21 protein-coding genes are annotated in these 23,922 nt (G+C 70.9%); 9 read left to right on the top strand and 12 right to left on the bottom strand.

The genetic code is table 11. The features are described from left to right. Nucleotides 1–11: 11 nt before the first annotated feature. From iolD to iolC, 5 genes are read right to left on the bottom strand one after another with little or no spacing between them, the layout of a single operon-like run. Entirely contained in the window at nucleotides 12–1,901 is a 1,890-nt protein-coding gene (iolD, locus tag DEJ35_RS08425) for a 3D-(3,5/4)-trihydroxycyclohexane-1,2-dione acylhydrolase (decyclizing) (RefSeq protein ID WP_111123424.1), read from the bottom strand. Nucleotides 1,902–1,918: 17 nt separating this feature from the next. Beyond that, a complete protein-coding gene (iolB, locus tag DEJ35_RS08420) occupies nucleotides 1,919–2,842 on the bottom strand; it encodes a 5-deoxy-glucuronate isomerase (RefSeq protein WP_111192562.1) in 924 nt (307 codons plus the stop codon). Between the two features lie 8 nt (nucleotides 2,843–2,850). Next, nucleotides 2,851–4,362, bottom strand: coding sequence for a CoA-acylating methylmalonate-semialdehyde dehydrogenase (locus DEJ35_RS08415; protein WP_111192561.1), 1,512 nt, complete (start codon nucleotides 4,360–4,362; stop codon nucleotides 2,851–2,853). Continuing rightward, nucleotides 4,359–5,348, bottom strand: a complete 990-nt coding sequence (locus DEJ35_RS08410; protein WP_035807563.1) for a class I fructose-bisphosphate aldolase — start codon at nucleotides 5,346–5,348, stop codon at nucleotides 4,359–4,361. The genes DEJ35_RS08415 and DEJ35_RS08410 overlap by 4 nt, the downstream gene beginning before the upstream one ends. Continuing rightward, complete coding sequence (gene iolC / locus DEJ35_RS08405; protein ID WP_110860679.1) at nucleotides 5,341–6,366, bottom strand: 5-dehydro-2-deoxygluconokinase; 1,026 nt, start codon at nucleotides 6,364–6,366, stop codon at nucleotides 5,341–5,343. Before iolC ends, DEJ35_RS08410 begins: the two co-directional genes overlap by 8 nt. A gap of 167 nt (nucleotides 6,367–6,533) precedes the next feature. Between iolC and DEJ35_RS08400 the strand changes: the two genes are divergently transcribed. Next, the gene (locus tag DEJ35_RS08400) at nucleotides 6,534–7,796 is read left to right on the top strand and encodes a DNA recombination protein RmuC (protein ID WP_111056968.1); all 1,263 of its coding nucleotides are present in this window, start codon (nucleotides 6,534–6,536) and stop codon (nucleotides 7,794–7,796) included. 157 nt (nucleotides 7,797–7,953) lie between these two features. Here the strand turns inward: DEJ35_RS08400 and glpX are convergent, their stop codons facing one another. Continuing rightward, nucleotides 7,954–8,943: a class II fructose-bisphosphatase gene (glpX, locus tag DEJ35_RS08395; protein ID WP_017886722.1), complete on the bottom strand. Its 990-nt coding sequence runs from the start codon at nucleotides 8,941–8,943 to the stop codon at nucleotides 7,954–7,956. 159 nt (nucleotides 8,944–9,102) lie between these two features. Between glpX and fbaA the strand changes: the two genes are divergently transcribed. Together fbaA and DEJ35_RS08385 are read left to right on the top strand one after the other, a co-directional pair. Further along, nucleotides 9,103–10,131, top strand: coding sequence for a class II fructose-bisphosphate aldolase (gene fbaA / locus DEJ35_RS08390; protein WP_110860683.1), 1,029 nt, complete (start codon nucleotides 9,103–9,105; stop codon nucleotides 10,129–10,131). Between the two features lie 105 nt (nucleotides 10,132–10,236). Further along, nucleotides 10,237–11,496 carry a M18 family aminopeptidase gene (locus tag DEJ35_RS08385; RefSeq protein ID WP_110860685.1) on the top strand — a complete coding sequence of 420 codons (1,260 nt, stop codon included), beginning with the start codon at nucleotides 10,237–10,239 and terminating at the stop codon, nucleotides 11,494–11,496. A 576-nt stretch (nucleotides 11,497–12,072) separates the two neighbouring features. Here DEJ35_RS08385 and DEJ35_RS08380 read toward each other — a convergent pair. Together DEJ35_RS08380 and DEJ35_RS08375 are read right to left on the bottom strand one after the other, a co-directional pair. Further along, complete coding sequence (locus tag DEJ35_RS08380) at nucleotides 12,073–12,819, bottom strand: DUF6264 family protein (protein ID WP_111192560.1); 747 nt, start codon at nucleotides 12,817–12,819, stop codon at nucleotides 12,073–12,075. After that, complete coding sequence (locus DEJ35_RS08375) at nucleotides 12,816–13,880, bottom strand: 4-hydroxy-3-methylbut-2-enyl diphosphate reductase (RefSeq protein ID WP_375231874.1); 1,065 nt, start codon at nucleotides 13,878–13,880, stop codon at nucleotides 12,816–12,818. Before DEJ35_RS08375 ends, DEJ35_RS08380 begins: the two co-directional genes overlap by 4 nt. 126 nt (nucleotides 13,881–14,006) lie before the next feature. Here DEJ35_RS08375 and xseA point away from each other — a divergent pair, with 126 nt between their 5' ends. From xseA to DEJ35_RS08350, 5 genes are all read left to right on the top strand, one after another. Next, nucleotides 14,007–15,242 (top strand): exodeoxyribonuclease VII large subunit, encoded by a 1,236-nt coding sequence (gene xseA, locus DEJ35_RS08370; RefSeq protein WP_110860689.1) that lies wholly within the window; start codon nucleotides 14,007–14,009, stop codon nucleotides 15,240–15,242. Nucleotides 15,243–15,313: 71 nt separating this feature from the next. Further along, nucleotides 15,314–15,559: an exodeoxyribonuclease VII small subunit gene (locus DEJ35_RS08365; RefSeq protein WP_017886728.1), complete on the top strand. Its 246-nt coding sequence runs from the start codon at nucleotides 15,314–15,316 to the stop codon at nucleotides 15,557–15,559. Continuing rightward, entirely contained in the window at nucleotides 15,556–16,191 is a 636-nt protein-coding gene (locus DEJ35_RS08360; RefSeq protein WP_110895430.1) for a DUF4245 domain-containing protein, read from the top strand. The genes DEJ35_RS08365 and DEJ35_RS08360 overlap by 4 nt, the downstream gene beginning before the upstream one ends. A gap of 78 nt (nucleotides 16,192–16,269) precedes the next feature. Continuing rightward, nucleotides 16,270–16,884 carry a carbonic anhydrase gene (locus DEJ35_RS08355; protein ID WP_027464510.1) on the top strand — a complete coding sequence of 205 codons (615 nt, stop codon included), beginning with the start codon at nucleotides 16,270–16,272 and terminating at the stop codon, nucleotides 16,882–16,884. Between the two features lie 184 nt (nucleotides 16,885–17,068). Next, a complete protein-coding gene (locus DEJ35_RS08350; protein WP_111192559.1) occupies nucleotides 17,069–18,472 on the top strand; it encodes an aspartate ammonia-lyase in 1,404 nt (467 codons plus the stop codon). Nucleotides 18,473–18,564: 92 nt separating this feature from the next. Here the strand turns inward: DEJ35_RS08350 and DEJ35_RS08345 are convergent, their stop codons facing one another. The 3 genes from DEJ35_RS08345 to DEJ35_RS08330 form a co-directional block, all read right to left on the bottom strand. Continuing rightward, nucleotides 18,565–19,926, bottom strand: a complete 1,362-nt coding sequence (locus DEJ35_RS08345; RefSeq protein ID WP_173035851.1) for a PhoH family protein — start codon at nucleotides 19,924–19,926, stop codon at nucleotides 18,565–18,567. Between the two features lie 521 nt (nucleotides 19,927–20,447). Next, nucleotides 20,448–21,557, bottom strand: coding sequence for an aminotransferase class V-fold PLP-dependent enzyme (locus DEJ35_RS08340; protein ID WP_110860697.1), 1,110 nt, complete (start codon nucleotides 21,555–21,557; stop codon nucleotides 20,448–20,450). A 200-nt stretch (nucleotides 21,558–21,757) separates the two neighbouring features. Further along, the gene (locus DEJ35_RS08330; protein ID WP_027464506.1) at nucleotides 21,758–22,543 is read right to left on the bottom strand and encodes an isoprenyl transferase; all 786 of its coding nucleotides are present in this window, start codon (nucleotides 22,541–22,543) and stop codon (nucleotides 21,758–21,760) included. Nucleotides 22,544–22,639: 96 nt separating this feature from the next. Here DEJ35_RS08330 and DEJ35_RS08325 point away from each other — a divergent pair, with 96 nt between their 5' ends. After that, nucleotides 22,640–23,359 (top strand): hemolysin III family protein, encoded by a 720-nt coding sequence (locus DEJ35_RS08325; protein ID WP_258369886.1) that lies wholly within the window; start codon nucleotides 22,640–22,642, stop codon nucleotides 23,357–23,359. Nucleotides 23,360–23,579: 220 nt separating this feature from the next. On the opposite strand, the gene DEJ35_RS08320 is transcribed toward DEJ35_RS08325, so the two are convergent. Then, nucleotides 23,580–23,768 (bottom strand): hypothetical protein, encoded by a 189-nt coding sequence (locus DEJ35_RS08320; RefSeq protein WP_375342437.1) that lies wholly within the window; start codon nucleotides 23,766–23,768, stop codon nucleotides 23,580–23,582. Between the last annotated feature and the right edge of the window lie 154 nt (nucleotides 23,769–23,922).

The following is a 23,922-nucleotide window of genomic DNA, read 5'->3' as shown; positions in this document are numbered from 1 at the left end:
TCGTGAACGGTTCAGCCGAGCAGCGGACGCTGCGTGGCGACCTGCTGCTCGTACTCGGCGCGGGCGGCCTGGGTGCTGGGGAGGGTGGAGGTCTGCGCGACCGGCACGTCCCACCAACCGTCGCCCTCGGGGGCGTAGACCAGCGGGTCGGAGTTGATGTGCACCAGGGTGGTGTGGTCGTTCGCCTTCGCCTGACGCAGCGCGGCCTTCAGGTCCTCGATGCTGTCCGGGCCGGGCTGCACCTCGATGACGTCGACGCCGTACGAGCGGGCGTTGGCGGCGAGGTCGACGGGCAGCGGCTCGCCGTTCTCGAACGACTCGGTCTCGTCGAGGTAGCGGTACTTCGTGCCGAAGCGCTCCGAGCCGACGGTCTCGGACAGGTGCCCGATCGACGCGTACCCGTGGTTCTGGATGAGCACGACGATGATCTTGATGCCCTCGGCCACGGCCGTGACGAGCTCGGTGTGCAGCATGAGGTAACTGCCGTCACCGACCATCACGATGGCGTCGCGGTCCGGAGCTCCGCGGCGGACCCCGATGCCACCGGCGATCTCGTAGCCCATGCACGAGAACGCGTACTCGACGTGGTACCCGAGCTCGTCACGCACCCGCCAGAGCTTGTGCAGGTCGCCGGGCAGCGAACCCGCCGCCTGGATGACGACGTCTCGGGGATCGGAGACCGACTGCACGGCGCCGATGATCTCGGGCTGGCCGGGCAGGTCTGCGCCGGACGGCGCGAAGGCACCGTCGACCGCAGCGTCCCACGCCGCCTTCAGCGAGGCGATCTCGGAGGCGTAGCCGGGCTCGACGACGTACGCCGCGTCCGAGGTGAGCGACTCGGTCAGGGCGACCAGCGCCTCCTTTGCGTCGGCAATCAGCGGCAGCTGCGAACCGTGCTTGTAGGCGTCGAACGCGGCCACGTTGACGTTGACGAACGTGACGTCCGGGTTCTGGAACGCGGTTCGGGACGCCGTGGTGAAGTCGCTGTAGCGGGTGCCGATCCCGATGACGACGTCGGCCTGGGCGGCGATCGCGTTGGCCGCCGCGGTGCCCGTCGCGCCGATCCCGCCGAGGTACTGCGGGTGGTCCCAGACCAGGGATCCGCCGCCGGCCTGCGACGTGCCGACCGGGATCCCGGTGGCCTCGACGAAGGCGCGGAGCTCGTCGGCGGCGTCGGAGTACAGCACCCCGCCGCCGGCCACGATGACCGGACGCCGGCCGGCACGGATCGCGGCCACGGCACGCTCGAGCGGGCCGCGCTCGGGCAGCGGGCGGCGGATGTGCCACTCGCGCGGCTGCAGGAACGCGACGGGCACGTCGAGCTCCTCGGCCTGGACGTCCTCGGGCAGCGCGATCGTCACCGCACCGGTCTCGGCCGGATCGGTCAGCACCCGCATCGCGGCGAGGGCGATCGAGAACAGCTGCTCCGGACGCTCCACACGGTCGAAGTAGCGCGACAGCGGACGGAACGCGTCGGTGACCTGCAACGACGTGTCGTGCGGCAGCTCGATCTGCTGGAGCACCGGGTCCGTGGTGCGCGTGGCGAAGGTGTCCGACGGCAGCAGCAGTGCCGGCAGCCGGTTCGTGGTGGCGAGTGCCGCGGCGGTCAGCATGTTGGCGGCGCCCGGGCCGACCGACGCCGTCGACGCGTAGGTCGCGCGGCGGCGGTGCATGCGGGCGAAGCCGACGGCCTCGTGCACCATCGCCTGCTCGTTGCGGGCCTGGTGGTACGGCAGCAGACCGGGCTGCTCGACGTGGAGCTGCTTGATGGCCTGACCGACCCCGGCGACGTTGCCGTGCCCGAAGATGCCGAAGATCCCCGGGATGGTGCGTTCGCGGACGTCGCCGTCGACGGTCCACTGGTTGGCCAGGAACTCGACGAGTGCCTGGCCGACCGTCATCTTCCGCGTGGTGGTGGTCACGCCTGCTTCCTTTCGTAGGGCAGTCGTGGGTCGATCGATTCCGATGCCCACGCCTGCCGGACCCACCCGTGGGCCGGGTCGTCGGTGATGTTCCAGACGCGCTCCGGGTCGGGCCCGGCCATCACGTTCAGGTAGTACATGTCGTAGCCCGGAGCGGCGACCGCCGGACCGTGCCAGCCGTAAGGCACCAGGGCGACGTCGCCGGTCCGGACCTGCCGGAACTCGTCGATGGCGCGGTCGTCCGAGGCGTACGTGCGGTGCAGGGCGAACGGGTCGGCGGCCTCGGGCGCGATCGATTCGAGCCCACGGGACACCGCGGCCTCGTAGTAGTAGATCTCCTCGAGGTTCGACTCTGAACCGGGCACGTTCGTGTCGTGCTTGTGGGGCGGGTACGACGACCAGTTGCCGGCCGGCGTGATCACTTCGCACACGATGAACTTGACGGCGTCGAGCGCGGCCGGGGTGCCGAAGTTGTGCACCTGACGGCTTGACTGCCCGGCGCCGCGGAGCTCCACCGGCACGTCCGTCCGGGCCACGTAGGTGGTCGGCTTGACGGTGTCGGTGGGCGCCTCGGCGACGGCCAACCGGCCGCTGCCGGTGATGGTGGCCGCGGAGCCCGAGCCCAGGTACAGGACGTCGGTGGGGCCGTCGAAGACGCTCCTACGACCCTGCAGGGTCTGCTCGCCGTCGCCGGCAGCGCCCGAGTGGGTCACGTGGAACGACCCGGCGAGCGGCACGACGATGCGCTCCACGGCGTCGGCCGGGAGGCGCAGCTCGCCCCCGTCGGTCAGCGCGCCGGTCCGGAGCCCGGTGTGCGCCCACCCCTCGATGCGACCGTCGACCACGTCGGTCCAGCCCGCCTCGGGCCGGGAGCCCGCCGGGATGAACCACTGGTCGTGCTGGTGCTGTTCGTTCGCCATGCTGCGGGTCAGTTGTTCGACGGAAAGCCGAGGTTGATGCCACCGTGCGACGGGTCGAGCCACCGGCTCGTGATCGCCTTCTGACGGGTGAAGAAGCTCACGCCGTCGGCCCCGTACGCCTTGTGGTCGCCGAACAGCGAGTTCTTCCAGCCGCCGAACGAGTAGTAGGCGACGGGCACGGGGATCGGGACGTTGATGCCGATCATGCCGACCTGCACGTCACGCTGGAAGCGTCGAGCGGCGCCACCGTCGTTCGTGAAGATGGCGGTGCCGTTGCCGTACGCGCCGGAGTTGATGAGCTCGAGGCCCTCTTCGTAGGTGGCGACCCGCACGACGCTCAGCACCGGACCGAAGATCTCCTCGGTGTAGACGCGGCTGGTGGTGGGCACCTGGTCGATCAGCGTCGGACCCAGCCAGAAGCCGTTCTCGTCGCCGTCGGGTCGGACGGTGCGGCCGTCCACCACAACCACCGCACCGTCCTGCTCTGCGACCTCGATGTACGAGGCGACCTTGTCACGGTGCTGCTCCGTGACGAGCGGCCCCATGTCGCACCCGCGACGACCGTCGCCGATGCGCAGGGTCGCCGCGCGGTCCTTGATCTTCTGGATGAGCTCGTCCGCCACCGGCTCGACGGCGACGACGACCGAGATCGCCATGCAGCGTTCACCGGCCGAACCGAAGCCGGCGTTGATCGCGTTGTCGGCGACCAGGTCGAGGTCGGCGTCGGGCAGGACCAGCATGTGGTTCTTCGCGCCGCCGAGGGCCTGCACGCGCTTGCCGTGCTTCGTGCCGGTCTCGTAGACGTACTGCGCGATGGGCGTGGAGCCGACGAACGAGATCGACTCGACGTCGTCGCTGGTGAGCAGGCCGTCGACGGACAGCTTGTCGCCGTTGAGCACGTTGAAGACGCCGTCGGGCAGCCCGGCCTCCTTGAACTTCTCGGCGAGCCAGATGGCGGCCGACGGGTCCTTCTCGCTCGGCTTCAGCACGACGGTGTTGCCCGCGGCGATCGCGATCGGCAGGAACCAGAGCGGCACCATCGCCGGGAAGTTGAAGGGGCTGATGATGCCCACGACACCGAGCGGCTGGCGGATCGAGTAGACGTCGATGCCGGTCGAGACCTGGTCGGAGAACTCACCCTTCATCAGGCTCGGGATGTTGGTGGCGAGCTCCACGACCTCTTGACCACGGGCGATCTCACCCAGGGCGTCGTCGATGACCTTGCCGTGCTCGCTCGTGATGATCTCGGCCAGCTCGGCCTTGTCGCGGTTCAGGATCTCGCGGAACGAGAACAGGATCGCCTGGCGCTTGGCCAGCGACAGGTTGCTCCAGCCGGGGAACGCCGCCTTGGCGCTGCCGATGGCCGCCTGGATCTCGGACTCGTCGGCCAGCGCGACCTGCTTGGTCGCGACGCCGAGCGCTGGGTCGTACACGGGGGCGGTGTTGCCCGACGCGGATTCGACGCGCTTGCCGTCGATCCAGTGCCCGACGGTCGTGTTGGTCGTGTCGGTGAGCGTCATGCGTTGCTTCCTTCCGAGATGGACGAGTCCATGGTGGTGGCGCCCGCGAGCCGAGCGGCTGGGTCGTGGGCATCTGTGGAGAACCCGCCCCGGGCCTCCTGGCTGTGGACGAGACCGGCGGCCACGTCCACGGCGGCGGCGACGTCGCCGTCCGAGGGGTAGAGCAGGGTGCGTCCGACGACCAGGCCGCGGACGCCGGGCAGGGCCAGGGCGTCAGCCCACTTGGCGTACGTCTCCAGCGGGCGCGAAGCCGGGTCGCCGCCGAGCAGCAGCGTCGGCAGCGTCGTCGCGGCCATCACGCGCTCCATGTCGTCGACGACGGGGATCTTGAGCCAGCTGTAGGCGCTGGACTCGCCGAGTCCCGCAGCGATCGCCATCGAGGTGATCACGGCGTCGGCCGACAGGTCGTTGACGACCCGGCCGTCCCGCCACTCGGACATGAACGGCTCGAGCATGATCGGCAGCTGGAGCGCAGCGGCCTCGCTGACGGCGCGGGCCGTGGCCTCGAGCGTCGGCGCGGTGCCCGAGTCCTCCAGGGCGATGCGCACCAGCAGCTTGGCGAAGTCGAGCCCGGAGTCCTTGATCGCCTGCGCCGAGTACGCCGTGTACCGGTCGTCCATCTCGAACGTGGCGCCGCGCAGCCCGCCGCGGTTCATCGACCCGACGACGACCTTGCCGTCGAGGGCGCCGAGCAGCGCGAGGTCCTCCAGGATGTCGGGGGTGCCGAGCACCCCGTCGACCCCCGGACGGCCGAGGGCCGTGACGAGCCGCTCGAGCAGGTCGTAGCGGTCCGCCATCGCGGACTCGTCGTCGCGCACGGCCAGCGCACCGCGTGCGGGGTGGTCGGCGGCGACGATGAAGAGCTTGCCGTCGTCGGCGAGCAGGGAGCGCTTGCGGCGGGCGTCGAGCGTGGCACGCACCAGGTCGGGCTGGCCGGCACGGATGTCGCGGAGGCGCTGGAAGTCAGCGGGGCTGAGCTCAGGCATGGGTCTTCTCCTCGGTGTGTGTCTCGCCCGTGTGGTTCGTGCCCTCGGCGGGGTTGTCGGTCAGGAACTGCTCGATCTCGTCGCTCGTCGGCATCGCCGTCGAGCACTCGAACCGCGTCGCGACGATCGCGCCGGCTGCGTTGCAGAACGCCAGGATCCGCTCGAGGCTCCAGCCCTGCAGCAGCCCGTGGGTCAGTGCGCCGCCGAAGCCGTCGCCCGAGCCGAGCCCGTTCACGACGTCGATGTGGTGCGGACGGAACTCGACGAACTCGTCGCGGGTCTTCGCCAGCACGCCCTTCGGTCCCTGCTTGACGATCGCGATCTCGACGCCGCGGTCGAGCAGGGCGTCAGCGGCGCGGACCGGGTCGGTCTCCCCCACCGCCACCTCGCACTCCTCGCGGTTGCCGACGGCGACGGTGGCGTGCTCGAGGGCGATCGCGACCTCGCGGGTCGCGGCCTCGGGGCTCGACCAGAACATGGACCGGTAGTCCAGGTCGAGCACGGTGTGGGTCTTCGTGCTGTTCTGCGCCGCGGACCGTGCTTCGTAGGCGACGTGGTGCGCCTGTCGGCTCGGCTCCTCGCTGAGGCCGGTCACCGTGGTCCAGAAGATCTTCGCGCGCTCGATCTCGTGCAGCGGCAGGGACTTCGCCGTGATCATCAGGTCCGGCGCCTTCGGGGCCCGGTAGAAGTAGAGCGGGAAGTCGTCCGGCGGGAAGATCTCGCAGAAGGCGACGGGGGTGTTCAGCCCCTCCACCGTCTCGACGAAGGCGTTCGCGACGCCGTACTCGGGCAGCGTGCGGGCGATGTACCGGCCGAAGGGGTCGTTGCCCGTCCGGGTGATGACGGCGGCGTCCGCGCCGTGGCGAGCAGCGGCGATGGCGACGTTCGTGGCGCTGCCGCCGACCGACTTCGAGAAGGTCGAGACGTCCTCGAGCGGGCCGGTCTGCTGCGGGTAGATGTCGACGCTGACGCGTCCCATCGTGATCACGTCGTAGGCGTGGGGAGCTTGGTTCGTCATGCGACGCGGTGGACCTTCCGTGCGGCTTCATCGGCGGACGATCACGACTGTACACCCTGTTTGCCCTAATGTCATGACATGGATTCCGAGGTCCGTCACGCTGGTCCGGCGGGTCGCCTCGGGATGCCGGGAGGCGCGGTGTCGGTGGGTTCTGCCAGGGTCGCGACATGCAGATCCTCGCCCTGGTCATCGGTCTCGTGATCGGCATCGCCGTCGGTGCGGTCGTCGCCTGGTCGCTCGCCCGCTCGCGCGCGGGCGTCGACGCCGCGTCGGCCCGCGCCACGGCCGAGGCTCTGCGCGGCCAGCTCGAGGCGGTGCGGCGCGACGCCGAGGAACGCCTCGACGCCCAGGACACGCAGTACCGCCGCCAGGTCGACTCGCTCGAACGGCGCTCCGCCGAGCTCGAGCACCTGGTGCAGCGCATGCACGGCGTCGACGCTGCGCGCAACCAGAACGAGTCGAAGGTGCTCTCCGCGCTCAGCCCCGTGGCGCAGACGCTCGACGTGATGCGCACGAAGATCGCCGAGCTCGAGCAGTCGCGGAGCGAGCAGTACGGCGCGCTGTCGGCGCAGCTCCGGTCGGCCGCCGAGTCGGAAGAGCGCCTGCGCGCCACCGCCGACACCCTGGCCAGCGCCCTGTCGTCGAACAGCACGCGCGGCGTCTGGGGCGAGACGCAGCTGCGCAACGTGGTCGAGGCCGCCGGGCTGCTCGAACGGGTCGACTTCGACGTGCAGTCCTCCGTCACCACCGCCGTCGGCTCCGCCCGGCCGGACATGGTCGTGCACCTGCCCGGCGGCAAGACCATCGCCGTCGACGCCAAGGTGCCGTTCAGCGCCTACCTGCAGGCCGCCGAGATCCCGGCGACCGCCACCGGCGCCGAGGCAGCCCGACGCGACCAGCTCATCGCGCAGCACGTCAAGGCCCTCCGCGCGCACGTCGACGCCCTCGCCGCACGGGAGTACTGGACCGGCTACGACGCCTCACCCGAGCTCACCGTCGCCTTCATCCCGTCCGAGTCGCTCATCTCGAGCGCCCTCGCCGCCGACCCCGGGCTGCTCGACCACGCCTTCCGCAAACGCATCGCCCTCGCCTCACCCGTGACCCTGTGGTCCGTGCTCAAGACCGTGGCGTTCTCGTGGCAGCAGGACGTCGTCTCGCAAGAGGCGCACGAGCTCTTCAAGGTCTCCCGCGAGCTCTACGGCCGGCTGTCCACGATGGCCGGGCACGTCGACAAGCTCGGCAGGTCGATCCGGGGCTCCGTCGTCGACTACAACCGGTTCGTCGGGTCCCTCGAACGCCAGGTGCTGCCGAGCGCCCGTCGGCTGTCGCTGCTCGACGAGTCGAAGGTCATCGCGGACCCGTCCTCGATCGAGGACGAGCCGCGGCTGCTCACGGCGCCGGAGCTCGTCGGGGCGGTCGACGAGGACTGACGGCGGAGCACCGCTCCGCACCGCACCGCACCGCACCGCACCGCTCCGCACCGCACCGCACCGCACAACGAAAACCCGTCCGAACCACGGGATCACGTGGTTCGGACGGGTTTCAGTGGTTCAGCGCGGATCTGCGCCGATCAGGACCGCCTGGGGCTCAGAACCACTTCTCCGCACGGTGGTCCGCCTGGATGCGGCGGATGGTGTTCGAGCGCGAGCGGAGCACGAGCGAGTCCGTGTGGATGACGCCGCGCGAACGACGCACGCCGTCGACCAGGACCCCGTCGGTGACGCCGGTGGCGACGAAGAACGTGTTGTCGCCGGTGACCAGGTCGTCCTGGTCGAGGACCTTGTCCAGGTCGTGGCCGGCGGCGATGGCGCGCTCGCGCTCCTCGTCGTCCTTCGGCTGGAGCTTGCCGAGGATCACGCCGCCGAGCGCCTTGATCGCGCACGCCGTGATGATGCCCTCGGGGGTGCCGCCGACCCCGACGCACATGTCGATCGTCGAGCCGGGCAGGGCGGCGGCGATGCCACCGGCGACGTCACCGTCGAGCAGCAGTCGCGTGCCGGCACCGGTCGCGCGGATGGCGCGGATCAGCTCGTCGTGGCGCGGACGGTCGAGCACGGCGACGACCATGTCCTCGAGGTCCTTGCCCTTGGCCTTCGCCAGCGCACGGATGTTGTCACCGATCGGCTTCTCGAGGTCCAGGACACCGCGACCCTCGGGGCCGGCGGCGATCTTGTCCATGTAGAACACGGCAGACGGGTCGTACATCGAGCCGCGGTCCGAGACGGCCATGACGGAGATGGCGTTCTGGCGGCCGGCGGCGGTGAGCGAGGTGCCGTCGATCGGGTCGACCGCGATGTCGCAGGCCGGACCGTGACCGTTGCCGACGTGCTCGCCGTTGTAGAGCATCGGGGCGTTGTCCTTCTCGCCCTCACCGATGACGACGACACCGTCGAAGTTCACCGTGCCGAGGAACTTGCGCATCGCGTCGACCGCGGCGCCGTCGGCGAGGTTCTTCTCACCACGCCCGACCCACGGCTGCGCACGGATCGCGGCGGCCTCCGTCGCACGCACGAGCTCGAGCGCGAGGTTGCGGTCGGGCTGGAGGAACAGGGAGCCGGTTTCGGTAGTGGGAGTCACGATCCGAGCCTACCGACCGGCGGCCGACCGACGGTCCGGACGCCGGGCCCGTGCACGCATGTGCACGCCGGACGTGAGCCGACCACGTAACCCGGACCGCGCCTCCAGAGCTTCTGACTACGATCGGCGGGGACATCACCGAAGTCGAAGGAGATCCACGTGCCCATCGCAACGCCGGAACAGTACGCCGAGATGATCGAACGCGCGAAGGCGGGCAAGTTCGCGTACCCCGCGGTCAACGTCTCCTCCTCGCAGACCATCAACGCGGTCCTCCAGGGCCTGCAGGAAGCCGGTTCCGACGGCATCCTCCAGGTCACGACGGGCGGTGCCGACTACTTCGCCGGCCACACCATCAAGAACCGCGCAGCGGGTGCCCTCGCGATGGCCAAGTTCGCCCACGAGGTGGCCAAGAACTACGACATCACGGTCGCGCTGCACACCGACCACTGCCCGAAGGACGCCCTCGACGGCTTCGTCCTGCCGCTCATCGCGGCGAGCGAGGAAGAGGTCCGTCAGGGTCGCAACCCGATCTTCCAGTCGCACATGTGGGACGGTTCGGCCGTGCCGCTCGACGAGAACATCGAGATCGCGAAGACCATGATCGAGAAGACGCGGAACATCAACGCGATCCTCGAGGTCGAGATCGGCGTCGTCGGCGGCGAAGAGGACGGCGTCCAGCACGAGGGCACGAACGACGCGCTCTACACCACCCCGAACGACGTCGAGAAGGTCGTCGACGCCCTCGGGCTCGGCGACAAGGGCCGCTGGATCGCGGCGCTCACCTTCGGCAACGTGCACGGCGTCTACAAGCCGGGCAACGTCAAGCTCCGCCCCGAGCTCCTCGGCGAGATCCAGGCGTCGGTCGCCTCGAAGCACGGCACCGGCGAGAACCCCCTCGACCTCGTGTTCCACGGCGGCTCCGGTTCGACCGACGACGAGATCCACGAGGCCGTCCGCAACGGCGTCATCAAGATGAACATCGACACGGACACGCAGTACGCGTTCACCCGCTCGATCGCGGACTCGATGTTCCGCAACTACGAGGGCGTCCTGAAGATCGACGGCGAGGTCGGCAACAAGAAGCAGTACGACCCCCGCGCCTGGGGCAAGGTCGCCGAGACCGCCATGGCGGCCCGCGTCGTCGAGGCCGCGAAGGTCCTCGGCTCGGCCGGTCACGCCAAGGGCTGAGCAGGTCCGTCGGGTCGGGTCCACCGGCCTGGAGGAACGGGGTGCGTCCGACGGACGCGCCCCGTTCTGCGTCGGGTCGCCACCACCGCGTGCCACGATGGGCGGGTGACCGTCGACGCCATCGCCTCCGAGTTCGCCCAGTTCGTCACCGACTCGCCCACCGCGTTCCACGCGGCGGCGGCGACGCGTGACCGTCTCGTCGCTGCCGGGTTCACCGAGCTGTCCGAGCTCGACGCCTGGCCGACCGAAGCCGGTGCGTACGTGGTGGTCCGCGACGGCGCCGTAATCGCGTGGCGCCTGCCCGACGGTGCCGGCCCGACGACGCCGTTCCGGATCCTCGGCGCCCACACCGACTCCCCCGGCTTCCGCGTGAAGCCGAACCCCGGCGTCCGCACCGGCGGCTGGGAGCAGCTGGGCGTCGAGGTCTACGGCGGCGCGCTCCTGTCGACCTGGTTCGACCGCGACCTGCGGATCGCCGGCCGGGTCGTCGACGCCGACGGCAGTGTGCGGCTCGTCAGCACCGACGCCGTCGCGCGGATCCCCAACCTGGCGATCCACCTGGACCGCGGGGTCAACGACGGCAAGGAGATCGACCGCCAGCGCCACACCCTGCCGATCGTCGGGGTCGACGGCGACGCCGGTGGGACCTCCGTCGTGGAGTGGCTGCTCGCCCGGCTCGGCGAGGGTGCGGTGTCGTGGGACCTGTTCCTCGCCGACACCCAGGCGCCGGCCCGGATCGGCATCGAGCGGGAGTTCCTGGCGTCCGGCCGGATGGACAACCTGACGAGCGTGCACGCCGGGCTCCGAGGCATCGTCGACGCCCCGACCGACGGTGACCACATCCCGGTGTTCGCGGCGTTCGACCACGAGGAGATCGGGTCGTCGACGCCGTCCGGTGCCGGTGGTCCGTTCCTCGAGGACGTCCTCGGCCGTGTGCAGGAGGGCCTCGGCGCCACCCGCTCCGAGGCCGCCCGGGCGTTCCGTGCGTCGTGGCTGCTGTCGAGCGACGCCGGGCACCTGGTGCACCCGAACCAGCCGGAGAAGCACGACCCGACGAACCGTCCGCGCCCCGGAGCCGGACCGCTGCTGAAGATCAGCGCGAACCAGCGCTACATGACCGAGGCGAAGGGCGAGGCCGTCTGGGCAGCCGCGTGCGAGACCGCCGGTGTGCCGTGGCAGCCGTTCGTCAACGTGAACACGATCCCCGGCGGCTCGACCATCGGCCCGATCGCGGCGACCCGGCTCGGGATCCCGACGATCGACATCGGCGTCGGGCTGCTGTCGATGCACTCGATCCGGGAGCTCGTGCACGTCGACGACCTGGCTGCCCTGCACGGAGCGGTCGCCGCCTTCCTGGCCGGCTGACCTCCGGGCGGCGTCGGCGGGCTGGGGTGGGGTGGGGTGGTCGTGACTCCCCGCGTGCACCGGCCGAGGGGTCACGAACTGTCGCTCGCGCCGGTGCCGGACGACACTTTCTGACCGCTCGACGGCAGCCCCGGCGCGGGCGGTCGAGTGGTCACGACTCCCCGTACGAGCAGGGCCGAGGGGTCACGAACTGTCGATCGCGCCGGTGCCGGACGACACTTTCTGACCGCTCGACGGGGGACCCATGGCGTGTTGCGACCACACCGCAGTTGGGGCTGCGCGCGCCCGCGAGGCTGACGACGATCGCCGGAAGGGCTCCCCACCGCGACTGGCCGACGGAAGGGCTGCCGAGAGGTCACAACTCCCCGTACGCGCAGGGCCGAGAGGTCACGAAGCGTCGGTCACGCCGGTGCCGGACGACACCTCGTGACCACTCGACGGCGGGCCCGCGGCGTGTTGCGACCACTCGGCGCGCGGAGGCCGGCGCCGCGAGCAACCAGGCCGTCAGGCCGTCAGGCGGTCAGGCCGTCAGGCCGTCAGGCCGTCAGGCCGTCAGGCAGTCAGGCGGTCAGGGGGTCAGGCGCCGGACTGTCGCAGCATGAAGTCGACGAAGGCCTGGTCCTGCATGACCACGACGACGAACGCGATCGTGCTGATCGCCGTGGCGACGACGGCTCCGACCAGCGGCACCCAGAACGTCCTCTTCCGTGCTCGGAGCCGACGGATGGACCACCAGGCGACCAGGGCGAAGACGACCACGTTGGTGATCGCGGCGATGGCGGCGGCCGTGCTGAGGGCACTCGGGTCGTTGAGCGCCGTGTACTGGGTCTCGAGGGTGCGCCGCACGGTCGAGGCGACCTCGCCGACCGACAGGGACTGCACCACGGAGACGAGCCCGAAGGCGAGCAGCCCGACGGTGAGCACGAAGTCGGCGGGCGTGCGCCCGAACCGGCTGCGGGCCATCGACCGCTGCGCCCCAGCAGGGACTGCACCGGAGCGAACATCGGTACCGGCACGGTCGCCGTGGACGCCGTCGTTCGGAGTAGCGTCGCGCACCCCGCTGGCGGAGGCCTGGTCCTGCCGTTCCCGTGCCTGACGCTCACGCTCCTGGCGTTCCTGCTCGACGAGCACCGGGTTCACCCAGCCCTCCGGCGCGTACTCGCCGTACCCGGGGGCGGGACGGCCCTGGGGCCGGCCGCTCGCGGGGCTGGCGGCCGACGTCGAGGACGCGCCCCGGGCCTCCTGGCCGGCACCGGCACCGGCGTCGACGTGGTTCGCCGGGTCGCGACGCGGGACCGAGGACCAGCCGTCCGCGCCGCTCATGCCCGACGCCCGCCGAGCGCGCGCGTCGGGTTGCCCGAGGCGTCGGTGCGGAGCTCCTTGGGGAGCGAGAACATCAGGTCTTCGTGTGCGGTGACGACCTCTTCGACGGCGGCGTACCCGGCGTCGGCGAGCTGCTCGAGCACCTCGGCCACGAGTTCTTCCGGCACGGACGCACCGCTGGTCACGCCGACCGTCTCGACACCGTCGAGCCACTCCTGCTGGATCTCTTCCGCGTAGTCGACACGGTGGGCGGCGCGCGCACCGTGCTCGAGCGCGACCTCGACCAGGCGGACGCTGTTCGACGAGTTCGCCGAGCCGACCACGATCACCAGGTCGGCAACGGGCGCGACCTTCTTGATCGCGACCTGGCGGTTCTGGGTGGCGTAGCAGATGTCGTCCGACGGGGGGTCTTGGATGGCCGGGAACTTCTCGCGCAGCAGCCGCACGGTCTCCATCGTCTCGTCGACGCTGAGCGTGGTCTGCGACAGCCAGACGAGGTTGTCCGGGTCGGGGACCGAGAGCGCGGCGACGTCGTCGGGGCCGTTCACCAGGATCGTGCGGTCCGGAGCGTGCCCCATCGTGCCTTCGACCTCTTCGTGGCCGGCGTGCCCGATCAGGATGATGGTGCGCTCGGCCTTGGCGAACCGGGTGGCTTCGCGGTGGACCTTCGTGACGAGGGGGCAGGTGGCATCGATGGCGTGCAGGTCGCGCTCGGCGGCACCCGCGACGACGGCCGGCGACACACCGTGCGCGCTGAAGACGACGTGCGAACCCCGTGGGACCTCGGCCACGTCGTCGACGAAGACGGCACCGCGCTGCTCGAGCGTCGACACCACGTGCACGTTGTGGACGATCTGCTTTCGGACGTAGACGGGCTCGCCGTACTGCTCCAACGCCTTCTCGACCGCGACGACCGCGCGGTCCACCCCGGCGCAGTAGCCACGGGGGGCCGCGAGCAGCACCTTCTTGGGGCCGGCGACCGGTTCGTCACGCAGTCGGCCCCGTGCCGCGTGCACACGCGGCGGGGCGAGCGGGACCGTGTGGCCGTTGGTGATCGTCACGTCCCCGATGATAGGTGAGCAGCACGCACGCGACCTGGGCGCGCGGGGCGCCTGTGGAGAACACGACGGCCGTCCCCTGTCACCGGTCTCGGGCACGATGGACGTCCCAGCAGGACAAGGAGCGACATGGCGATCGAACAGGGCCCGCCGACGGCCGACAACCCGTGGCCGGTCGCGCTCCTCGGCGCGAAGCTCCGCGACTGGATCGACCGGCTCGGCACCGCGTGGGTCGAGGGCGAGATCACGCAGTGGAACGTCGCCGGCGGCAACGTGTACGGCAAGCTCAAGGACGTCGAGGTCGACGCCACCGTGTCGTTCTCCATCTGGTCGAGCGTGCGCTCCCGGGTGCCGGCGGACATCAAGCAGGGCGACCGTGTCGTCGCCGCGCTCAAGCCGAACTACTGGGTCAAGGGCGGCTCGCTGACCATGCAGGTCGTCGAGATGAAGCACGTCGGCCTCGGTGACCTGCTCGAACGCCTCGAGCGCCTTCGTCGCACCCTCGCCGAGGAAGGACTGTTCGACCCGTCCCGCAAGCTGCGTCTGCCGTTCCTGCCGCACCGCATCGGCCTGATCACCGGCAAGGACTCCGACGCCGAGAAGGACGTCAAGCGGAACGCGCAGCTGCGGTGGCCCCAGGTGGAGTTCCGCACCGTGCACACCGCGGTGCAGGGCGAACGGACCGTGGGCGAGGTCACTGCGGCGATCCTCGAGCTCGACGCCGACCCCGAGGTCGACGTCATCATCATCGCCCGCGGCGGCGGTGACTTCCAGAACCTGCTCGGCTTCAGCGACGAGGGACTCGTCCGTGCCGCGGCCTCGGCGTCGACTCCGATCGTCTCGGCGATCGGGCACGAGGCCGACCGCCCGATCCTCGACGAGGTCGCCGACCTGCGCGCCTCGACCCCCACAGACGCGGCCAAGCGGGTCGTGCCCGACGTCGCCGAGGAACTCGCCAACGTCCGGGCGGCCCGCGCCCGGCTCGGGCTGCGGCTCTCGCACACGCTGTCGGTCGAGGCCGACCGGCTCGCCGCGCTGCGGTCTCGGCCGGCCCTGGCGTCGACCGCGTGGCTCGTCGACACGCGTGCGGAAGAGGTCGCGCGCGACCTGTCCCGTGCCCGCGAACTGCTCGACCGCCGGCTCGAGCGCGGGCACTCCGAGGTCGGCCACCTGACCGCCCGCCTCCGCGCGCTCTCGCCCCGCGACACCCTGCGCCGCGGGTACGCCATCGTGCAGCGTGCCGACGGGGGTGTCGTCCGCGGCACGGACGACCTGTCCGGAGCGACGCCGGTGCACGTCACGCTCGGTGCCGGCACGGCCACGGGCACACTCGAACCGGACGGCCCCGGCCCGGACGGCTCCTGACCGCCACGGGTGTTCTCCACAGCCTGGGTCCGGGCGGCGGATCGTCGGTGGACGCTCGGTAGGATCGTCCCGTGCCATCCCAGCAGGAACCCGAGCAGACCGACGTCCAGTCGCTGAGCTACGAAGCGGCCCGCGACGAACTCGTGCGCGTCGTGAGCGAGCTCGAACAGGGCTCCGCGACCCTCGAGCGTTCACTGGCGCTCTGGGAGCGGGGCGAAGCCCTCGCCGCCCGGTGCGAAGAGTGGCTCGTCGGTGCCCGCGCACGGCTCGACGCGGCCCGTGCCGCCAGCGACGCCCAGGACGGCTCCGGGCGATGACCGACCCCAACGGCCGCCCGATCGTCGCCGAGCTCGGTCGCCCCGAGACGGCAGAGGAGACGTGGGCCCGGAAGGACGCCGCCCGCACCGCCCGCCGGCAGCACCAGACCGCGTTCAACCTGGTCATCGCGCTCATCGCCTCGCTCGGCATCGTCCTGTTCCTGGTGGCGGTCGTCGTCCGGCCCGACACCACCGTCGACCGCACCGTCGACTACCAGCAGATCGCGGCGAAGGCGAACGTCGACGACGTCACCCTGGTGGCGCCGCCGCTGCCCGACGGCTACAGCGCCAACCGCGCGGACTTCGCGAGCAAGACCACGGACGGCGTGGACGTCTGGACCGTCGGCTTCGTGACGCCGGACAAGCAGTACCTCGGCCTGCAGCAGGGGATCGACGCCAACGCCTCGTGGGTGTCGAACCAGCTCGACCAGCGCCCGTCCACCGGTGACCGCACGATCGGTGACACTGAGTGGACCGTCTACGACCGCCGCGCCGAGGGCACCGACGCCGGCAACCACGCGTACTCGCTCGTCTCGACGTTCGGCAAGAACACGATCGTGCTCTCCGGTACCGCCGACGACAAGGCCTTCCGGACCGTCGCGACCGCCGTCTCCCGAGAACTGACCGAGTAGACGACGACTGACCGAGTAGACGACGACGGGCATGGTCCCGCCAGTCACCACCCCGTCCCACCCGAACCGAGGAGCCCCATGCCCGACCGCGCCGCCTCCACCCCGTCCGACGCCCTGCGCCTGCTCGTCGACGGCAACGCCCGTTTCGCCGCCGACAAGCGCCGGATGGGCCGCGTGGACCCGGACCGCCGCACCGAGCTCGAAGGATCGCAGTCGCCGTTCGCGACCGTCCTCGGTTGCTCGGACTCGCGGGTGCCGTTCGAGCACGTCTTCGACGCCGGCATCGGTGACCTGTTCGCGATCCGCAACGCCGGCCAGATCGTCGACGACGTCGTGCTGGGCTCGATCGAGTTCGCGGTCGTCGCCCTGGGCACACCGCTGGTCGTCGTGCTCCGGCACACGCGGTGCGGTGCCGTCGCGGCAGCCCGCTCCGGTGAGCCCGTCCCCGCCCCGCACCTGCAGGCTCTCGTGGACGCGATCGCCCCGAGCGTCGAGAAGGTCCGGCTCACCGACGCCGAGCTCCCGCAGGAAGCCGTCGGCGCCGCACACCTCGAAGCCACCCTCCGCCAGGTGATCGAGCGCTCCGGCGCGGTCTCCGATGCCGTGGCCGAGGGTAGATTGGCCGTCGTCGGGGCGACCTACGACCTCGCCACCGGAGAAGTCACCATCGACACCGTCGTCGGCCAGGTCTGACCGGCCCAGACGAAGATCAAGTCAGACGAAGATCGACCCAGACGAAGATCGAGCCAGACAGATATCGAGCCAGACAGATATCGAGCCAGACGAAGACCGACCCGACGACGACCGCCCCGGCGACCCCGGGGCACGGGCCGGCGCGACCGCGACCGGCGAGCACCCCAGGAAGGACCACGACGACGTGACCGACACCACCCCGACCGAGTTCCGCATCGAGCACGACACCATGGGCGAGGTACGGGTGCCGAAGTCGGCGCTCTACCGTGCCCAGACCCAGCGCGCCGTCGAGAACTTCCCCATCTCGGGCACCGGGCTCGAGTCGGCGCAGATCGTGGCGCTCGCGCGGATCAAGCGTGCGGCAGCCATCGTGAACGGTGAACTCGGCATCGTCGAGCCTGCCGTCGCCGACGCCATCGCCGGCGCGGCCGACCTGATCATCGGCGGCCAGCACCACGACCAGTTCCCGGTCGACGTCTACCAGACCGGCAGCGGCACGTCGTCGAACATGAACATGAACGAGGTGCTCGCGACACTGGCGTCCGACATCGCGGGTTCGGCGGTGCACCCGAACGACCACGTCAACGCCTCGCAGTCGTCGAACGACGTCTTCCCCACCTCCGTGCACGTCGCCGTGACCGAGGCGCTCCTCCGCACCCTCGTGCCCGCCCTCGAGCACCTCGCCGAGTCCCTCGAAGCGAAGGCCACGCTCTGGGCCGACGCCGTGAAGTCCGGCCGGACGCACCTGATGGACGCCACGCCCGTCACCCTCGGGCAGGAGTTCGGCGGCTACGCACGCCAGATCCGCCTGGGCATCGAGCGTGTCCAGGCGACGCTCCCCCGCGTCGCCGAGGTCCCGCTCGGCGGCACCGCGGTCGGCACCGGCATCAACACCCCCAAGGGCTTCCCGCAGCGGGTCATCGCCCAGCTCGCGAGCGACACCGACCTGCCGATCACCGAGGCCGTCGACCACTTCGAGGCGCAGGGCGCGCGTGACGCCCTGGTCGAGGCCTCCGGTGCGCTCAAGGTGCTCGCCGTCAGCCTGACGAAGATCAACAACGACCTGCGCTGGATGGGTTCGGGTCCGAACACCGGCCTGGGCGAGCTGCACATCCCCGACCTGCAGCCCGGCTCCTCGATCATGCCCGGCAAGGTGAACCCGGTGATCCCCGAGGCCACCCTGATGGTCGGCGCCCGGGTCATCGGCAACGACGCCACCATCGCCTGGGCGGGTGCCTCGGGTGCGTTCGAGCTCAACGTCGCCATCCCGGTGATGGGCACGGCGCTGCTCGAGTCGATCCGCCTGCTGGCGAACAGCTCGCGCGTGCTCGCGGACAAGACCATCGACGGGCTGCAGGCGAACCTCGAGCGCGCCCGCGCCTTCGCGGAGTCCTCGCCGTCGATCGTCACCCCGCTCAACCGGGTCATCGGCTACGAGGCGGCGGCGAAGGTCGCGAAGCACGCCGTCGCCGAAGGCCTCACCGTGCGTGAAGCCGTCGTGGCCCTCGGCCACGTCGAGCGCGGCGAGGTCACCGAGGCGCAGCTCGACGAGGCGCTCGACGTCCTCAGCATGACCCACCCGAACTAGCGGGGCGCGCTCCGGTCGCAACCACGGCCAGGAGGCGCGGTGCGGCTCCGACCCGCACCGCGCCTCCTGGCGGTTGCCCGTTCAGAACGCCGCTACACCAGGTCCGGCGAGTCCAGCAGGTCCGTCACGAGGGCGGCGATCGCGGAGCGCTCGGAGCGCGTCAGCGTGACGTGCGCGAACAGCGGGTGCCCCTTGAGCCGCTCGATGACCGACGCGATCCCGTCGTGCCGGCCGACCCGCAGGTTGTCGCGCTGCGCGACGTCGTGGGTGAGCACGACCCGCGAGTTCTGGCCGATGCGCGAGAGCATCGTGAGCAGCACGTTCCGTTCGAGCGACTGCGCCTCGTCGACGATCACGAAGGCGTCGTGCAGGGAGCGGCCGCGGATGTGGGTCAGGGGCAGCACCTCGATCAGGCCCCGCTCGATGACCTCGTCGAGGACGTTGTCCGAGACCACCGAGCCGAGGGTGTCGTAGACGGCCTGCGCCCACGGGTTCATCTTCTCGCCGGCGTCACCGGGCAGGAAGCCCAGGTCCTGCCCGCCGACGGCGTACAGCGGCCGGAACACCATGATCTTCTTGTGCTGCTGCCGTTCGAGCACCGCCTCGAGTCCGGCGCACAGGGCGAGCGCCGACTTGCCGGTACCCGCGCTGCCGCCGAGCGAGACGATGCCGATCTCGGAGTCGAGCAGGGCGTCGATGGCGAGCCGCTGCTCGGCCGAGCGTCCGCGGAGTCCGAAGACCTCGCGGTCGCCTCGCACCAGGGCGACGGCTCCGGCGACGTGCACGCGGCCGAGGGCCGATCCGCGCTCGGAGTGGATGACGACCCCGGTGTTCACCGGGACGCCGTCGAGCTTCGCGGAGCGGATCTCCTCCTTCTCGTACAGGTCGGACATCTGCTCGCCGGAGACCTGCAGGTCAGCGATGCCGGTGTAGCCCGAGTCGACCGCGAGCTCGGCGCGGTACTCCTCCGCCGCCATGCCGATCGACGACGCCTTGACCCGGAGCGGCAGGTCCTTCGACACGACGACGACGTCGAGCCCGTCGTTCTTCAGGTTCGACGCGACGGCGAGGATACGGGAGTCGTTGTCGCCGAGCTGCAGGCCCGACGGCAGGACGGACTGGTTGGAGTGGTTCAGTTCGACGCGGAACGAGCCGCCGTCGCCGATCGCGATCGGGAAGTCGAGCCGCTCGTGCTCGATGCGCAGTTCGTCGAGCAGCCGGAGGGCCTGCCGGGCGAAGTACCCGATCTCCGGGTCGTTGCGCTTCGACTCGAGTTCGCTGACGACCACCACGGGCAGGACAACGGCGTGCTCGGCGAAGCGGAACAAGGCCCGTGGATCGCTGAGGAGCACCGATGTGTCGAGCACGTACGTGCGCTGGGCGACCGATGTGGACGAGTCCGCGGTGTGCTGCTGCTGTGCTCCGCGAGAGACGTTCTGAGAGGTCACGACCACTCCATCCCCGGGCCGCGACGGGCCCGGTCCTGTCCTCGAACGCGGCCACGGAGCGGGTCCCGAAGCACCGACTGTGGCCGCTTCGATCGGGCGCGGTGCCCGATGGGGACAACGTACGTCCGGCCCCCGACACCCCGACAGCGACACGCGGTTTCCGGAGTTACGGTCGCGTGAACAACGCGAGCGCGCCTCGCGCCGCTCGCTGCGGTGACGCCGGCTGGTCACGAACTGTCGGCTGCGACCGCTCCGGCCGACAGGTGGTGACCACTCGGCGGACGTGAGCGGGGTGTCGTGACCGCTCGCGAGCTTCGGACGGGAGGCCCGTGGCGGCCTGGCACCGCGCCTCCAGTCCGTCCGTTGGTCGCGACTCGTGGCGCGGGCGGCCCCGGCTGGTCACGAACTGTCGGCTGCGGCCGCTCCGACCGACAGTTCGTGACCACCCGGCGGACCTGAGCGGGGTGTCCTGACCGCTCACGTGCTGCGGACGGGCTCCGGACGGGGGGGCAGCAGGCGCGCCGCTGCTACTGCATGGTGGCGTACGAGACGCAGGCGTCCCGGAACATGTCCAGGGTCTCGTCGGTGGTCGACGGGAACACGGACACGCGCGCGACCCCGAGCCGGGTGGTCGCGGTGACGCCGTGGTTGTGCATCGCGGCGGACAGGGCCGTCACGCGACCCTGCGTCGGCCGGAGCACCACGATGCCGGCACGCTCGGCCGGGTCACGGCTGGACTCGACCTCGAGCCCGAACTCGTCGGCGATGGCGAACACGCGCTCGACGCGATCGGTGACACGCTCCTGCACGGCGGCGACGCCGACCGCGGTGAGGCGCTCGAGCGACACCGCGAGCCGGGCCTGCGCGACCGGGTCGATGCGGGACATCTGGAAGCCGGCGGCCCCCGGACGCACCGCCGGGACCTCGGTGGGCCAGCCGGACGTGCCGTGCGGGCCGGACAATGCCGGACGGATCCGGTTCAGGGCACGGTCGCTGAACGCCACGAACCCGGTGCCCCACCCGGCGTGCAACCACTTCTGCCCGCCGGTGGCGACGACGTCGGCGACCTCGTACGGGGCATCGACGACGCCGAAGCCCTGGATCGCGTCGACGATGAGCAGGCGGTCGCCGATGACCTCGCGGATGGCGGCGAGGTCGGTCAGGTAGCCGGTGCGCCAGTCGACCAGGGACACCGCGACGGCGGTCACCTCGTCGGTCAGGCGCTCACGGATCAGCTCGGGGGTCACCCAGCCGGCACCCGACTCGATGACGACGGGCTGCACCCGTCCGCCGGTGGCCGAGGCGGCGCTGGCCAGTGCGAGCGGCAGCGACGGGTACTCGTCGGCGGACACGAGCACACCGCCGGTCAGGCCGAAGGCGGTGTGCAGCAGGCCCGGGGTCGTCGCGGCCTGCGAGACGACCTGGTCCTCGCGGCGGCCGACCAGGCGGGCGGCGACGGTGCGGACGCGGGCGTCCTGCTCGTCGAGGGTCTCCATGGCACCGAAGCGCATGTGTGCCTGGATGGTGCCGAGCACACGCTGCTCCTCGAGCACGGCGGTCTGCACGGGGCCGAACGCAGCGTGGTCGAGGTAACCGGGGTCTTCGGAGAAGCCGGCGGCGTACTCGTCGATGTTCACAGGTGGTGCACCTTTCACGGGTTGAACCCTGAGAGCCTACTGGGACGCGGCTCCGCCGACGAACCCGGTGCGGGAGGTGGCTGGTGGCTGGTCGCTGGTTGCTGGTTGCTGGTTGCTGCGCTGGTTGCTGGTTGCTGGTTGCTGGTTGCTGCGCTGGTTGCTGGTTGCTGGTTGCTGCAGCCAGCCGCGTCCGACGGCGCTCAGCCGCCGAAGCGACGCGACCGGAGCCCGAAGTCGCGGACCGCCCGGAGGAAGTCGACCTCGCGCAGGTCCGGGTAGAACGCCTCGACGAAGTAGAACTCGCTGTGCGCGCTCTGCCACAGCATGAAGTCGGACAGGCGCTGCTCGCCCGAGGTCCGGATCACCAGGTCGGGGTCGGGCTGGCCCTGCGTGTACAGGTGGTCGCCGATCAGCTCCGGCGTCAGCACCTCGGCCAGGGTGTCGATGGTCCCGCCACCCGCGCCGTGCGCCTGCACGATGCTGCGCATGGCGTCCGCGATCTCGCGACGGCCCCCGTACCCGACGGCCAGGTTGACGTGCAGCCCCGTGCGGCCGGCGGTGCGCTGCTCGGCCTGTTCCAGCGCGGTCACCAGGTTCTCCGGCAGCCCCTCGTTCGAGCCGACGTGCTGCACGCGCCAGTCACGGTTGTCGGCCAGGACCCCGGCGAGGTCCGCGATGATCCCCACGAGTTCCTCGAGCTCCTCGCCGCCACGACCCGTCAGGTTGTCGGCCGACAGCAGGTACAGGGTCACGACCTCGATGCCGAGGTCGTCGCACCACGTCAGGAACTCCGGGATCTTCGCGGCACCCGCTCGGTGGCCGTGCGCGGCGGACTCGAGCCCGAGCTGCTTCGCCCAGCGGCGGTTGCCGTCCACGATCATGGCGACGTGCTTGGGCTTCGCTGCACCCTCGAGCTGGCGGCGGATCCGGCGCTGGTAGGCGCGGTAGAGGATCCCCCGCCCTGTCCATCCCGCCGTCCCGGTCACGCACCGAGCGTAGTGCACCACCGGCACACGCTCCCTGAGGCGCCCGCTCGGCGGACACGTGGCTGTCGTTCGGGGTCAGGCCCTATGGTCGGGATCATGCAGGACGAGCACGAGACCGGAACACTCCCCCACGTCCCGTTCACGGAAGAGGCGTCGGCGAGCCCGACCACGACCGCTGCCGAACCCCGTCCGGCCTGGCGCGGATGGATCCACCTCGGCGCGTTCCCGTTCGCGATCGCGATGGGGATCGTGCTGATCACCCTCGCCGACAGCACCGCAGCGAAGGTCGGCAGCGCGGTGTTCATGGCGACGTCGCTCGCGATGTTCGGTGTCTCCGCGACCTACCACCGGTTCCCGTGGGGGCCGAAGGTGAAGGCCGTGCTGAAGCGCATCGACCACACCAACATCCTGCTGCTCATCGCGGGTACCTACACGCCCGTCGCGATCTGCGCCCTGCCGCACACGCTCATGGTCGTCGTGCTCTGGGTGATGTGGTCGGGTGCCGCGCTCGGGATCGCGTTCCGGGTGCTCTGGATCAACGCGCCCCGCTGGCTGTACGTACCGATCTACCTGGTGCTCGGGTGCGCTGCCCTCGGGCTGCTGCCGCAGTTCTTCGCCGCGAGCGTCCCCATGACCGTGCTCATCCTGTCCGGCGGCGTCGCGTACATCATCGGCGCGCTGGTCTACGGCTTCAAGCGGCCGAACCCCGTGCCGACGCAGTTCGGGTTCCACGAGGTGTTCCACGCCCTGACCGTGGTGGCCTTCGGTGCGCAGTGGGTCGGCGTGCTCATCGTCGCGCTGGACCCGGTGCGCTGACCGTCGCACGTTCCTTCCCACAACGCGCGCGATGCCTGGTGGTTCCGGGCGTACTCACCAGGAACTTCTGACCAGGTACGCCCGGTTCAACCAGGTACGCCCGGTTCGACCAGGTACGCCCGGTTCGACCAGGTACGCCCGGTTCCGGTAGGCGCGTCCAAGGCGGACTGGAGGCCCGTGGCGGGATCACCACGGGCCTCCAGTCCGCCTCGGAGTCGCGTCAGCCGCGCTCGGTGTCGTCGCCGACGTCGGCCCGGCCGTCCTCCGCCGCCCGCCGCTCCGGCTCGTCCGTCGCGGCGCCGTCACCCGCGGTGCCGTTCTCCTCAGCCTCGAGCCGCTCGCGCACCTCGGCGCGGTAGCGGGTCCGACGGATGCGTCGGGTCATGTCCACCACGAGCAGGATCGTCACGATCGCGACGAGCGCGATCGCGATGAACCCGACGACGCCCGGGGTGACGTCGACGTCGGGGACGACACCGAGCGCGGCTGACGCGACTCCGAGGCGGACTGGAGGCCCGTGGTGATCCCGCCACGGGCCTCCAGTCCGCCTTGGACGCGCCTAC

Source organism: Curtobacterium sp. MCPF17_051, from assembly GCF_003234595.1.
In the GTDB taxonomy this organism is placed as follows: domain Bacteria; phylum Actinomycetota; class Actinomycetes; order Actinomycetales; family Microbacteriaceae; genus Curtobacterium; species Curtobacterium flaccumfaciens.
The sequence above is the reverse complement of the archived record's forward strand: the minus strand, read 5'-3'. Positions and strand labels throughout refer to the sequence as shown.